The organism is Segatella copri (genome assembly GCF_009495355.1).
In the GTDB taxonomy this organism is placed as follows: Bacteria; Bacteroidota; Bacteroidia; order Bacteroidales; family Bacteroidaceae; genus Prevotella.
Window position 1 is genome coordinate 1 of record NZ_VZAD01000071.1, and the last position, 13248, is coordinate 13248.

General features: G+C 43.6%; 11 protein-coding genes. 1 reads left to right on the plus strand and 10 read right to left on the minus strand.

Annotation, left to right across the window (positions count from 1 at the left end; all coding sequences use genetic code 11):
* Positions 1 to 798 precede the first annotated feature (798 nt).
* Both F7D20_RS09250 and F7D20_RS09255 read right to left on the minus strand, forming a co-directional pair.
* Entirely contained in the window at positions 799 to 1182 is a 384-nt protein-coding gene (locus F7D20_RS09250) for a hypothetical protein (RefSeq protein ID WP_106812876.1), read from the minus strand.
* A 10-nt stretch (positions 1183 to 1192) separates the two neighbouring features.
* Positions 1193 to 1786 (minus strand): C39 family peptidase, encoded by a 594-nt coding sequence (locus F7D20_RS09255; RefSeq protein ID WP_194253344.1) that lies wholly within the window; start codon positions 1784 to 1786, stop codon positions 1193 to 1195.
* A 352-nt stretch (positions 1787 to 2138) separates the two neighbouring features.
* Here F7D20_RS09255 and F7D20_RS09260 point away from each other — a divergent pair, with 352 nt between their 5' ends.
* Complete coding sequence (locus F7D20_RS09260; protein WP_117727910.1) at positions 2139 to 3350, plus strand: hypothetical protein; 1212 nt, start codon at positions 2139 to 2141, stop codon at positions 3348 to 3350.
* 486 nt (positions 3351 to 3836) lie between these two features.
* Here the strand turns inward: F7D20_RS09260 and mobV are convergent, their stop codons facing one another.
* From mobV to F7D20_RS09300, 8 genes are all read right to left on the minus strand, one after another.
* Positions 3837 to 5183 (minus strand): MobV family relaxase, encoded by a 1347-nt coding sequence (gene mobV, locus F7D20_RS09265; protein WP_153082621.1) that lies wholly within the window; start codon positions 5181 to 5183, stop codon positions 3837 to 3839.
* 189 nt (positions 5184 to 5372) lie between these two features.
* A complete protein-coding gene (locus F7D20_RS09270; protein ID WP_119238593.1) occupies positions 5373 to 6323 on the minus strand; it encodes a toprim domain-containing protein in 951 nt (316 codons plus the stop codon).
* A gap of 276 nt (positions 6324 to 6599) precedes the next feature.
* Entirely contained in the window at positions 6600 to 7856 is a 1257-nt protein-coding gene (locus F7D20_RS09275) for a primase-helicase family protein (RefSeq protein ID WP_228114161.1), read from the minus strand.
* Positions 7857 to 8237: 381 nt separating this feature from the next.
* The gene (locus F7D20_RS09280) at positions 8238 to 8609 is read right to left on the minus strand and encodes a hypothetical protein (protein ID WP_118153647.1); all 372 of its coding nucleotides are present in this window, start codon (positions 8607 to 8609) and stop codon (positions 8238 to 8240) included.
* Complete coding sequence (locus F7D20_RS09285) at positions 8606 to 9829, minus strand: site-specific integrase (protein ID WP_153082620.1); 1224 nt, start codon at positions 9827 to 9829, stop codon at positions 8606 to 8608. Before F7D20_RS09285 ends, F7D20_RS09280 begins: the two co-directional genes overlap by 4 nt.
* A gap of 368 nt (positions 9830 to 10197) precedes the next feature.
* Positions 10198 to 12066: a 4-hydroxy-3-methylbut-2-en-1-yl diphosphate synthase gene (locus F7D20_RS09290; protein ID WP_158463801.1), complete on the minus strand. Its 1869-nt coding sequence runs from the start codon at positions 12064 to 12066 to the stop codon at positions 10198 to 10200.
* 1 nt (position 12067) lies between these two features.
* Entirely contained in the window at positions 12068 to 12574 is a 507-nt protein-coding gene (gene purE, locus F7D20_RS09295; RefSeq protein WP_022252359.1) for a 5-(carboxyamino)imidazole ribonucleotide mutase, read from the minus strand.
* A 65-nt stretch (positions 12575 to 12639) separates the two neighbouring features.
* Positions 12640 to 13248, minus strand: a complete 609-nt coding sequence (locus tag F7D20_RS09300; protein ID WP_022252358.1) for a phosphatase PAP2 family protein — start codon at positions 13246 to 13248, stop codon at positions 12640 to 12642.

Here is a 13248-nt window from a genome sequence, read left to right on the forward strand (position 1 = left end):
TAAGAAGAAAGATTGACAAGCTGGATTAGGAATAAAATCACATAAGCCGTTCTGTCAGAGACCATCAGGTGGTCTGTCTTGCCCGTCAAGTGGGCTCTCAGGGACCAAGCGACGGGCATCGACTGACCAAGCGATGGGCATCAACTGACCAAGCGGTGGGCATCAACTGACCAAGCGGTGGGCATTCATTGCCCATGCGGTGTTCACAGAGTGCCCAAAAGTCGGAAGATTTTTGGGCACTCCTCGCAAATCGGCGGCTTTGCTTTTATGCATAATGCCTCCTGACGATTTTTTGATACTTAGATGACGTTTTTTATGATACTTCTATCAGATTTATGATACTTCTATGATACTTCTTGTAAGATAATCCAAAATGTATCATTCTTCTATCTTATTATGTATCAGTTATTTATATCTGCGTTCAGCCAAAGAATGATACTTTGATACTTTTTCATAAAAAATTACGCTAAAATCAGCCGAATAGCTAAAAATGAACTATTTATGAGTTTTTCACCTCAACAGAGGTAATGATTTAGCAACAGTTCTAAATTCTGCAATCTGCATACGTTTGCTGCCTAACAACTCTTTTCGGCTGCAAAAATACAAAAAAAATAATGAATCTAAGAATTTTATTAAACAAAAAATATCAAACAGAGTAATATGTTGCAAAAAGCACGGTCTTACTAGTAGTCTGTAAAGTCTAAAAGTTGAGTAAAACGTCGTTCGTCACATACTGATGATTGATGAAATATCACACGTGCCTTACTTAACTTTTAGACTTTACAATCTACTAGTTGTTTATTTTGCGAAATACGTATTTACAACATTTGTTGTTGTATTTTGCAATTTTAGCAACTTGTCGGTAAATTCTAAAACTTTAAACTTAACAGGGAAAGTTTTTGTACCCTTTCCTTCTGATGGAAAAATAACATAAAATGTTTCTACGTTTTCCTGCTGTATTAAGTATGGCTTCTCTATAGTATGAGTCTGTCCATTAAAGGAGAAACTAGTTGTGTATGTCGTATCTTTGAATATAAGATTCGAAGTATAAGACTTTCCTTTTGGCAATTGCAACTCCCATTTTTTACCTTTTAAGCTGTCGATTTTAAATGATTGTGCATGAACTAATTGCCCATTTAGGAACAATAGAGAAATAAAAAAATATTTAAAAATTAACTTCATATTTATTTAATTACTTTATACCTGTTAATACTATATTATAATCTTGTAAAAAATACCCAGCATTAACTGAGTACATACAAGCAAGCTCAGGGTCCATATAAATAGCAGCACCCGTATTGGAGTTATATCCTACACATAACACATTATGGGCAGAGCTTTCTATTTGGCTATTTACATCAGTCATGACGGGATGCTTGGCATCTATTGCAGACTTATAATTTGTAAATGTTTGAGTTTTAAAGAAATGTGTTACAAAAGGCTCGATATAATCCAAAGAAACACCATCAATCAAAGGATTTGAATTATATGTTTGTGTATAATATAGAATATACGCTCCCTCATTTACTGTTCCACCAAAAACTTTATTGTTTGCATACTCCATAATTGATGTTACGCAGGCATTAGGTATTTGCTTTGCCATTGTTGTTGGCAAACTACTTTTGACAAAGACATCACCTTTTTGTTTTGAATATTTTGTCGGGTTATAAATTATTTGAGTGGAAATCTGTTCTTTCGACACATTGTCTGGCTCGATTAAATCAGTCCCTTCACATGCGACCAAAAAAGTCACAAGAATAAAAAATAACAAATGTTTTATCTTCATATACATTTTCCTTTCCAAATGGTTTCGTCATTCAATTCTTGCACTTGTAGCAACCATTTTTAAACCTACAAGATTCTATATTTTTTTGCAAATTTACAAAAAAAATATTTTAAGTGTTGAAAAATTAAAATTATTTATCCTTTTTAACAATCTATCTTTGTTTGTTTTTATACACAACTACTTCTCTTGTCTTGTAATTATTTGGATGCAAAGTATGTTTAATGGTTAAGTTTTTCGAAAGAAGAGCATTTTTTGTTTTGCGTATAATTTACGTTAAATTTTATAGGATTAAAGTACAATGATAACATTTTTACTCTATCTTTGCAAAATAAACATTTAATTTTCAATAGTTATGAAACATTTATATTTTTTTCTTATAGTGTCATTCTGTTCATCATTACTCAGTTGCACTAATGATGACAGCTTTCTCGCTCATGATTTTGAGACTCAGCAAAATCGTGCTTTGTCTATTTACACCGGAAACTACAACATCTATCAGATTGCTAAAAAGGTGTCATTACCATCGGCTTCCACAACCAAATTAAACTCAGTAATAACAAATTGCTGTAACGACTATCCTGTTATTAAGTGGCTACATAATTATGCAAAAGATAAAAAATACAATTTTTCAGATGTAAATATTACATCTAAAGGCATGAATGGGAATCCTGCTGCCTATGACCATAGTACAAAAATCCTGTCATTTTTAACAAGCAATGCTATAAATAACACAACTTATCCAGAAGAGTTCATACATATGAACCAAGATAATGTGTATTTTGGAGGAATTGGCACATATGAAAAAACTGCCATGCTAAATATAGAGTTCGAATCAAAATTCATTCAAGATGTTATTCATGCGCCTTATGGAACACAGTTAGTTGGTTCTGGCAATAAGTATTACAATTCATATATCAATTGGGTGTATTCATTTAATCCAACATCTTCATTTCCAAATTTTACCGCAGTAGAATCTGGTTATAACAATATTTCTTGGTGGCAATTTGCTCAGGACTTCAAGGAAAGTTCTCCTTCTCCTTACAAAGATTACGTTATGAGCAATGTGCTTGTAGCAAAACTTATAGATATTATAGGGAATAATTTTGGCAAAAATACAAAAAGTATCGCTTTGGCTAGTTCAAAAAACAGTACAATCTTACCCCAAAGTTTCAAATATAAAGGAAAAACATTTATAGTAAAAGAGAACATTATCAAAAATGCACAAAACAAAATCTCTTTTGCCAATATTGCTGTATCTAGTACTTTAAAAATCAACAAATGTATCCCTGTAGATTCTATAGTCAGACAAGTATTCTCAAAAGAACGTATAAAGTATCTAGCCGAAAGAAATGAAAAAATCATTTGCTTAACTGTATTTGATGGTCAAAGTGGAAAAATAGAAGAAGTCAGTTTTTCTCTGACTTTTGCACCTGATATTACAGAAAAGGAAATTTTTAATTTAGAGCAAATTATAAAAAATCAACTTTTTTCTTTTGAAGATACAAATACTCAAGAACATTATAGATTTGTACAAGCTATAGATTTTACATTGCTGAACAAATGATATAAACCTGTTGACGATTTCTTACTCGCCAACAGGTTTAAATTTAAATCACGCATACGTAGGGACGATTGCTGGATAAAAAACATTCAAATATATCTGTATAGGCGTTTAGAGCTTACAAAAACTTCACATAGAATATCAAACTGGTTGATTTTCAACAGAAGTGTTACAAGTGATACCTAAGACTTTTAGTGGTTTTTATGAAATAGCTGCACTATTTATTGCAAGATACACTCATTCTCAATGTTTTAGGTAGTGTGTACTAAATACCCATGCAGACAAATATATTTTGCTGCGTTGGCTCTTCTTAAATTTTATTACATTTATGTATATAGGTTTTGGGAGACATTTACCGCTATACATAAAATGGAGTTCTGGAGACTATCAAATGGTTCTTATCATTAATTAGAGAAAGATTTTGTACTAAAATTTGAGAAGAACCTTGCGCGTTTGTTCCTTGCTCCTTGCCATAAGATACAAATCTGATTATAATCGAAAATGATGATTTCTTCTATCTTTTGAGATATTCCATTGCTCCTTGAACCATTCTATAATAGGCTGTCTATTGATATACAAAAACAGTTGGTTCGGCTTGGTAGAATCAGAAAACACCTTGATTTCCGCATTCTCCACATTGAACTTTCTTCTGTGTTCCTCGGAATAGAGTGAACCGCTAAAGTTGAGTGCCTTTCCGGTCAGAAGCACTCCGATTTGCTCGACTGTGAATCCTATCTTCCTGCACAGGTCTTCCATTTGCAAGCGTGCCTCCAACATCGGGAACCAACGCTTGGCTTTGCGGATGATGTCGTTGAGCATCGTTACCTCCGTGGAGTGCTTGCTCTCCAAATTCGCGACCTCCGATTGGTGCTTCCGCTGCATCTCGTCAAGTTGTTTGCTGTGACTGTCCTCCGTTCGCTGAATTTTCTCATGGAGTTCGTCAATGTATTGCTCTCGGTCTGTCACAAGCTCGCACAACTTTCGGTTGTGTTGCTCCACCTCCTTCAATTTTCCACTACCCAAAAGAGAACCAATCTTCGACACAAAGGCAGTCTTGGCTTCCGTCTTGGCTGCCTGTAGCTTCTCCGTGTTGATTTCACTCTTGGTCTGTTTGAGCAATCGCTCCGCTTCCTCCACATCGGATTGCAGCAGTTTCATGCAGTTTTGAAGTCTCTCCGTCTCTCGTTTGATGTTGCGGTAATACTGTGTCGTGGTGGTATGTCTCGCATCTGATCCACGGACACCTCGCTTCAAGCCATACTTGCCCATGACTTCCGCATAGCTGTCGTGATAGCCAACCATCTTGTCACGGTTGAGCACATCATCGGCACACAACCTCACGGCATTGGCTTTCTTGCGGTATGTCCGCTTGCCCTCTTCCGTTGTCTTGTTCTTCGCCTTTCTCCGTTCGCCTGTCACTATCGGAACAATGGAGGCGTGAAGGTGCGGCGTGTGCTCGTCCATGTGGAGAACCACCGACACGACATTTTCCTTGCCGAACGTGTCCTGCAACCACTTCAAACTGTCGTTGCACCAATCGTCAAGCTGACCATTGGCTGCGATGTTCATCATGTCCTCGTGCGTTCCAGACAGCACGGTTCTAATCACCCTCACCTGGTCATTGGTTATCTTGCGCTTGATGCCTGCCGTCTTGATGCGGTGGGCGATGGCTTCGTCACGACCATACACACCGCTCGGCATCTTGACAAGCTCACGGTTGAGGTGAGTTCTCGTAGGGTCGGCATTGTCTGGTATCACCTTGCGCTCGATGTGGTCTGATTCCCTTGCGTCCGAGCTGCCCTTTGCCTTCTTGAAATCCAAACTGAAATGTCCCATAATAAACTTGTTTTTGAGTTGTACAAATCCGCTTGCCGCATTGCGCCCTGCGCATGGCTCACGGGGTTTCAAAAGGGGATACCCCTTTGCTCAATGGGCGTTTTTAGCGGTGGCGTGCCACTGCGTCAAGAAAACGCCCTATTGAGCTATGGCTTTTCCGTTCAGAATAGCCATTGGAGCAGGAACCGCCTACATGCCCAAGGCTGCGCCTCTCTTCCGAGGTGGAACAGTCCGCTTAACAGGCTGTACTTGGTGTACCGACTGTTTGGATTTCACTCTGCACAGATAGTCGTTCAAGTCGTTGTACTCACTGTACAAGTGGGAGGCATCCCTCACACGATAGCCGAGGGCAGTCTCGATGGCATGCGTTGCCTTCCGCCCTGCTTCATCGTTGTCGAGCAGACAACTGATGCGCTCGTAGCCATGGAGTGCATCAATTGCCTTGTCCACGTTGCTTGTGGAGTTGAGTATCACATAATCCTGCGCATCCAATGACGGACAAGCAGGAAACTTCTCCAAGCGTAACGAGAGAAAAGAAAGATAATCCATCATGCCCTCGAAAACATAGCAAGCGTATCTTGGCTCGCCTTGATGTCGGATATGGGTAATGTCCTTGGGGGACATACACCCCTTGAAGAATCGGTTGCGCACCTCGTAACCGCCCGACTTGTTCTTGAAGCCGATGGCGAAGTAGTTCTTGCCATCATGTGAGAAATGAAGTTCGACACATTCCTTTCGGGCGATGCGCAGGTCAATATTCCGCTCGCTTAGATAGCGCAGGAGTGCAGGATGGTTGAGTTCCCTAACCTCCAATATCTCAAAACTCGGCTCGGAGGCTTGCTGAGGGAAAGAAAAGTCGGTCGGGTGCACATGGGGTGCTTGCTTCTCCAACTTGTCCAAGAGATATGGCAAGCTGTCTGATGCGTAGAGGTATGACGCAAGGGTGATGATGTTGCCGCCCTTGCCCATTCCGAAGTCGAACCAACTGTTCATCGTGGTGTTCACCTTAAAAGATGCCTCGCTTTCGTTTCTCAGCGGTGACTTGTACCAAAGGTTTGCACCCTGCTGCTTGACAGGGCGGTGTCCCAAACTTTGCAGATAGTCTGCAATCTTGATTTGCTTTGCTTCTTGAATGTTCATGTCTTACTGTGGATTAAGTGGTGTATATATTTCTGATGAATTGTTGAAAATAGTATGTATTGATATGATAACCAAAGGCTTATCTTCTCAACAAACTCTCAACAAATGGTTCTTTTCAACAAAATCACTGGGCAAAAGAGAAAGACAGGCATTAGCTGTCATGTTTTCTCTTTTCAACAGTCTCTTTCTTTTGTTGAGAGATTTGTTGAGAAAATGTTGAGCCTTAAATACTTGATATTCAGCACTTTTTTCATCATATTCAACAATTCAACAAAATTATATGCTATTTAGCTTGTCCCTCGTTACAGTGTAGAACCTGCCCACACGTTTTGTTGGCGAGTAGTGACCGCTGTTGTTGTAGGTGTACTCGTATGAGGTGTAGGTGAGGGCGTTCTCTGAAGGTTGCAGCTTCCAATTGTCCTGCACTATCTTTCGCACAAGGTGCTTCTCCGCTTTCACGTGGTTGCATTGCAACAAGGCGATTGCGTCATTGAGGCAGAACTGCAAGCTGTCGGTCTGGGTGTTCTCCATGACCTCAAGGAACAGCTCCGACATTTCCACCTCAAGCCTGTTACGGTTGCAGCGTATGATTCTCCTCAGAGCATCGGTCGCTATCTGTTCGGGGGCGAACCACATTCGGCTCTTGTGCTCTGTGGATAGCGTTCTGCCTTGCAGATGGAACAGAAAAGCGGGTATCTCCGCCTTCAGTTTCTCCAAGAAGTCGGTATCGTCAGATTGCAACGATGAAATCTTCCTCACCCAATATCGGGTCTCGCCCTCGTCAATGATGACAGGGAGTGATTCGTTGTTGGAGCACAGCACGAACTTGGCAAAGAAGGAAATCTCGTTCCTGTCCTTGCCCTTGGCTTCCACCTTGTACGAGAGGGTGGTGCTGAGGTTCTTCAACCGCTCGGAATCCTCCCTGCGACTGAGCAACACCTCGTCCACGACAATCAGCAGCTTGCCAGCCCAATCGGAATTGAACTGACTGCGGAAGTCCTCGTTGGTGTTGAATGTCACGTTGTCTTGGAACAACGCTTTCAGAAAGTTCAAGAACGTGGTCTTGCCTGTGTTCCTCTCCTCTGATACGAGCAGCAGAATGGGCAACTTTTGCACAGGTTTGAGATAGAGTAGTTGCAGGTAGTCCATGCCAAGCTCGTATTGCTCACCAAAGATGTGACTTACCAACTTCTTGATGTTCGGAAAGTCCCCTTGCATTGGCTTGTGACTTATCGGCTCGTATAGATTGAGGAAACCATCTATCACCGTGCGATGGTTCACATGTTCTGGAACGGTACAGAAGCCGTCATACTTGTGAACGTACTTGATGAACTCCTTGCCGTAGTCCTGACGCAAGGTTTCCATGTTCCAAGGAATGCGCTTTCTTACCTTTCCACCACTGATGTTAGGTTGGTCAACCACCTTGTACAAGGTAGTGCCAACACGGATGAACACCTCGTTTGTCGGAGGTGCAGCCTGTGGCTGTTTGCTTCCCACAGCCACAGGCTGATTGTTGTCGTTTGTCTTGCTCATAATCTAACCTTTGTGAGTTGATAAAATTAAAGTTGCAAAGGTAAGGGCGGAAAATCAAAACGCAAAACACAAACCTACGCAGAATGGAGAAGTTTGCACCGGCAATGTTAAAAGATTGGAAATCAAGGTGCTTGATGTAGCCTTTCGGGATAAGATAGAACGAAAAATCCCGAAGAAAGGCTTGCTGGTAAACCTTTCCTCGGGATGAACAAAAATGTATTCCTGCATGTCATACGTTTTATATGTCATACGATAAAACTGTAAAACGTTTGACATCGGCAGTTCTTCGTTCTTCACAGAAATGCTTGATACGACAGTGAATCAGTACGTCAGCAAGTCTATACGACAGTGAATAACCGATGCCTCAAAGATGCGAGTTTTTCAGCTAAAGTAATTAGTCCCTCCGTAGAGTTGCAGGACAATGGCTGTTTTCTCTTTTGCTCCGTACAGCCTCTTGAAGATGGCATCACGAAGTTGTGTAGCCCCATTAGAGGTTAGGCGGAAGCAAATGGCAACAATCATAGGGAATCCATACAGCGTTTGCCAAACGCCTTTGGAAAGTTCTTCCCTTTGTTGGACCTCCAACATAGACAACATACCTTCTTTATATATAGCTCGTATCACGGCTTTGAGCTTCGGGGCGGTAACATAAAGCATATCCACCAACTCACTCTCACTCATCCACAAGTTCTCCAAGTTGGACGGAATGGAAAGCATTCCATTTCCGCCCACGGTGATTATTGTCCTTTTCATGCCATCCCTCCCATTGCAGGCAAATGCCCCTTGATTCGACTTTCAAAGACAGATATGTCATGATCAAGCTTGGTGCTTGTCACCTTGGCATATATCTGTGTCGTGGTGATATTCGTGTGACCAAGAATCTTACTCACGCTCTCTATCGGCATTCCGTACTCCAAGGCTAAAACAGCCCAACTATGACGTGAGACATGAAACGAGACACGCTTCTTGATGCCACACATTGCAGCAACTTTCTTTATGCGCTTGTTGATGCTGTCAAGGTTGCCGATATTGAACAAGTGACTTCCTTTTCTGAAAGCCTTGTATCTCCCAATAATCTGCATGGGAATGTCCATCAACTTGATTTGGAACGGAACGCCTGTCTTCTGACGCTTGGAAACAATCCAAGGAGCACCGTTTATCATGCTGATGTTATCTTCCGTCAAGTTTTTGATGTCGATGAAAGATATACCTGTCCAACAGCCAAAGATAAAAAGGTCTCTCGCAAATGCCATGTGCGGGTCTTCCAACTTTATCTCTATCATGGCGGTTAGCTCGTCCAATGTCAAGAACTCACGTTCCTTGTGGTCTGGGTCAACGTGGTACATGGCAAATGGATTTCTCGGTATCTTGCCGTTGTAGTGAGCTGCCGTTACAATATGCTTCAGTGGTATGGAGTAAATCCAAATGGAGGACTGCGCAAGTCCGACGACATTCTTCAGATACAGGCAATAGTCACGGATGAACTCCTCAGTAAGCTCGTTCATGGACATATCGCTGCGCTTGTACTGATACTTGATGAAATCGGCAACATACTTTCTTACCGTCAGATACTTGCGGTAGGTGTTCTTGGCTCTATCCTTGCCCACACGCTTGGCAAAAGCTGCGTTCTCTTTGTCAAAGGCTCTGAGCAATGTCTCGTATTCCGTGCCTATGCCTTGGTAGGCGTTTCTCACCATTTCAGCGGTAACGAACGCCTCACGGTCGGAAAGTCGCTGGTAATGCTTGGTGATTTGAGCCTTGATGTTGTCAAGCGCAAAGTTCACCTCCTTGGCTTCCTTACTCTTGCCTGTGGCTCTGTTGCCCTTGGCATCCCAAATAGCCTTGGTAACGCTCTGCTTGCAACTGAACTGTGCGATAGTTCCGTTGATTGTCACTCGTCCCATGATAGGGACAATTCCGTTTCTCTCCTTGCTTCCATTTACATAGAAGACTGTCTTGAAAGTGCATCTCATAATTCTTACTTTTTTGTTCGGTGCAAAATTAAACTATGAGAGCTGCATGGCAAAATCGAAACTTACGCAGAATGGGGAAATATGAACCGTCACCGTTAAAAATGCTTATTAGGGCGTTTCTGCGAGGTAATGATTTGAAAGCGTTTCTATTTCCTCAATCTGCGTTTTTTGCATTTCCTCGTCTATGCCACTTAAAGCCAACTACTGCCACAACCACTTGAAACTCAAAACAAATGCTCGATTTCGCTATTTTTTGCCTTTTTAGGCGTTCTTTTCATCAAAAAAACTTTTTACGTATGAGCACATGCTCAACGGTAAATCTAAAAGTATCTGGGGACATCAGTTCTTAGGTTGATGATGCTGTGGACTCATTTCTTATCCGCATCAATGAGGGCAAGCAGATGCTCTACTGCCACTTCTTGCGGGATATTCTTCTCTATGCAAACCTGCTTGCGGTATAGGCTTACCTTGTTGGGACCGGCACCTACATAGCCATAGTCGGCATCTGCCATTTCACCAGGACCATTCACGATACAGCCCATAATGCCAATCTTCAAGCCCTTCAGATGCTTGGTGGCTTCCTTGATCTGGGCAATGGTTTCGCGAAGGTCGTAGAGTGTACGGCCACAACCCGGACAACTGATATACTCGGTCTTGCTGGTACGCAGACGGGCAGCCTGGAGAATACCGAAAGCAGTCTCATCAATGGTCTGGGCAGGGATGTCGCCATTGTTCATCAGCCAGATGCCGTCGGTCAGACCGTCTATCATCAAGGCTCCCATGTCGGCTGCGGCTTCCAACTGGAAGTCGCTCTTCTCCTCCTTGCTGTGCTGATACATCTCTGCGAAGATGACAGGGTTCTTCAAGCCGGCATTCATCATCTCGTGTACCAGGGCACGCTGGTCGCCAAGTCGGTTCTGGTGATTGCTCACGCAGATGACTACCACTTCCGGATGATTCTTCAAGCACGCGATGTATTCTTCGGCTGGAGTACCAAACTGCAAGGTGAGGAACTTGATGTCAGCCCTGATGCTGGCGATGAGCGGCATAGCCATGGCGGGGAAGATAGGATAGAGCTTGGCACCCGTGGTCTCTGGTTTGCTGTTCAGGGTCTCGTAGACATTATAATCTACGATGTAGCTCTGGCCAGGCACAAACTGCTGAGGCTTCTTTCCACCTATATATATATAGTCGGGTTTGGCATCCTCATTGTCGCAAATCGTGCTCTCGCCATTGATACGGTTGCTGATGACTACGGGAACCTGATTTCCGCCAATATTGCCTACAGCCTGAGTCTCTCTGCGCACAGGACGAAGCCAGTCGAACTGAGGACAAGCCTCGCCAGGAATCAGCAGCTGCCCCTGCTTCTTTCCGATATAATCCACCAGATGACGGGCTACAGGAATCTCTGCGGCAGGTTCCTCGCTCAGACTTACACGCACGGTATCGCCGATACCATCGGCAAGCAAGGCACCGATACCCACAGCACTCTTGATTCTTCCGTCCTCGCCTTCACCAGCCTCAGTAACGCCCAAATGCAGCGGATAGCTCATGCCTTCCTTCTCCATCTCGCTGACCAAGAGGCGCATAGAGCGAACCATCACTACGGTATTGGATGACTTAATGCTGATGACCACATCGTGGAAATTCTCTTTCTTGCAGATGCGGAGGAACTCCATACAGCTCTCTACGATGCCTTCGGGAGTATCGCCATAGCGGTTGCGGATGCGGTCGGACAGCGAGCCATGGTTCACGCCGATGCGGATGGCAGTATGATTCTCCTTGCAGATATTGAGGAATGGAACGAATCGGTCTTCTATCTTCTGCAGTTCGTGAGCATATTCCTCATCGGTATATTCCTGCTTGATGAACTTGCGGGCAGGATCAACATAGTTGCCAGGATTGACACGCACCTTCTCGCAGTAGAGAGCAGCAACGTCGGCAACGTTAGGATTGAAGTGAACATCAGCTACAAGCGGTGTCAGATAGCCGTCGGCACGAATGCCGGCATTGATGTTCTTCATGTTCTCTGCCTCCCGTGAACCTTGTGTGGTAAAGCGTACCAACTCGCCACCTGCCTTGATGATTTCCTCAGCCTGACGTATGCAAGCCTCGGTATCATTGGTATTGGTGGTGGTCATCGACTGGATGCGTACGGGATTGTCGCCGCCTAAGTCGAGTGATCCGATATGAGCCACAGAAGAGGCACGGCGAGTGTAATTGAATAAGTCTACCATGTTAGTTGCACTTGTACTCAAACTTCACTTCCGCCAAGTCTTTGTTGGCTTTCTCAATCTTGGCACCAAGGCCAGCCTTCCATGCTTCTACCTTCTGAGCCACTTCCTCATCGCAGAGAGCAATCATCTCGGCAGCAAGGATGGCTGCATTTTGAGCAGCATTGACTCCGACAGTAGCTACAGGGATTCCAGGAGGCATCTGGATAATACTGAGCATGGCATCAAGACCATCGAGCATACCCTTGATAGGCACACCGATGACAGGAAGTGGAGTAGATGCGGCAATAACTCCAGGCAGGGCTGCAGCCATGCCGGCAGCTGCGATGATGACCTTCACACCACGAGCCTTGGCTCCCTTGGCAAATGATTCTACTGCATCGGGGGTGCGATGTGCTGAGAGGGCATTTACCTCGAAAGGAATCTGGTTGTCGTTCAACCAGTTACATGCTTTTTCCATAACAGGCAGGTCGCTTGTACTGCCCATGATAATGCTAACTAATGGTTTCATTGTTTTCTTATATTTATAATTTTACTGTATTTGTTTTCTATTATTCCTGCTGACAGTTTTTTCCCTCAGATGACGAGGAAGGCGCAGACGAGTCCGATGAAGAATCCTGTTACAACCTGCGACAGGCTGTGTTGGCGCAGTATCATTCGTGCTGTACCTACCATGCCTGCCAGGATGAGTACCAGACAGAGCCACCAGATGGGGTTGAACGAGAAACTGATAGAATAAGCCAGTAAGGCTCCTGCCACACCGCCTATGGCTGCTGTATGGGTGGATATCTTCCACCATATATTGATGAAGGCACACACCATCTGTATAATCAAAGCAGCCACTAAGATGATGCTGATGACACGGGGAGTGTTGCGGTATTCCATCAGGAAAAAGCACCCAAAGTAGCACACGATGGAGATGATGTAGGGCACGATGCGTCGTTCTTTCTTGCCCAGTTCGGTGGTGCTCCATCCCTGGTATCGGCGGTAGATATGGATAAGTACCGAAGGCAGAAGAATGGTAAACAAGTAGACGGTGAGCAGCATGGGCAACTTATAAGCCAAAGGCAGGAGCGACATGTAACTGAACAGAAACAATGCCACAAGTCCTACCAAGGGCAGATAGAACGGTGTGAAAAGCATGCTCATGATGCGTGCTGTCAATATGATATTCTTTTCTTTCAT

What these genes read in the sequence shown, in the direction of transcription:
- F7D20_RS09250 (WP_106812876.1), bottom strand. Translation starts at nt 1,182, where the DNA reads ATGAAGTTAATTTTTAAATATTTTTTTATTTCTCTATTGTTCCTAAAT.
- F7D20_RS09255 (WP_194253344.1), bottom strand. Translation starts at nt 1,786, where the DNA reads ATGAAGATAAAACATTTGTTATTTTTTATTCTTGTGACTTTTTTGGTC.
- F7D20_RS09260 (WP_117727910.1), top strand. Translation starts at nt 2,139, where the DNA reads ATGAAACATTTATATTTTTTTCTTATAGTGTCATTCTGTTCATCATTA.
- mobV (WP_153082621.1), bottom strand. Translation starts at nt 5,183, where the DNA reads ATGGGACATTTCAGTTTGGATTTCAAGAAGGCAAAGGGCAGCTCGGAC.
- F7D20_RS09270 (WP_119238593.1), bottom strand. Translation starts at nt 6,323, where the DNA reads ATGAACATTCAAGAAGCAAAGCAAATCAAGATTGCAGACTATCTGCAA.
- F7D20_RS09275 (WP_228114161.1), bottom strand. Translation starts at nt 7,856, where the DNA reads ATGAGCAAGACAAACGACAACAATCAGCCTGTGGCTGTGGGAAGCAAA.
- F7D20_RS09280 (WP_118153647.1), bottom strand. Translation starts at nt 8,609, where the DNA reads ATGAAAAGGACAATAATCACCGTGGGCGGAAATGGAATGCTTTCCATT.
- F7D20_RS09285 (WP_153082620.1), bottom strand. Translation starts at nt 9,829, where the DNA reads ATGAGATGCACTTTCAAGACAGTCTTCTATGTAAATGGAAGCAAGGAG.
- F7D20_RS09290 (WP_158463801.1), bottom strand. Translation starts at nt 12,066, where the DNA reads ATGGTAGACTTATTCAATTACACTCGCCGTGCCTCTTCTGTGGCTCAT.
- purE (WP_022252359.1), bottom strand. Translation starts at nt 12,574, where the DNA reads ATGAAACCATTAGTTAGCATTATCATGGGCAGTACAAGCGACCTGCCT.
- F7D20_RS09300 (WP_022252358.1), bottom strand. Translation starts at nt 13,248, where the DNA reads ATGAAAGAAAAGAATATCATATTGACAGCACGCATCATGAGCATGCTT.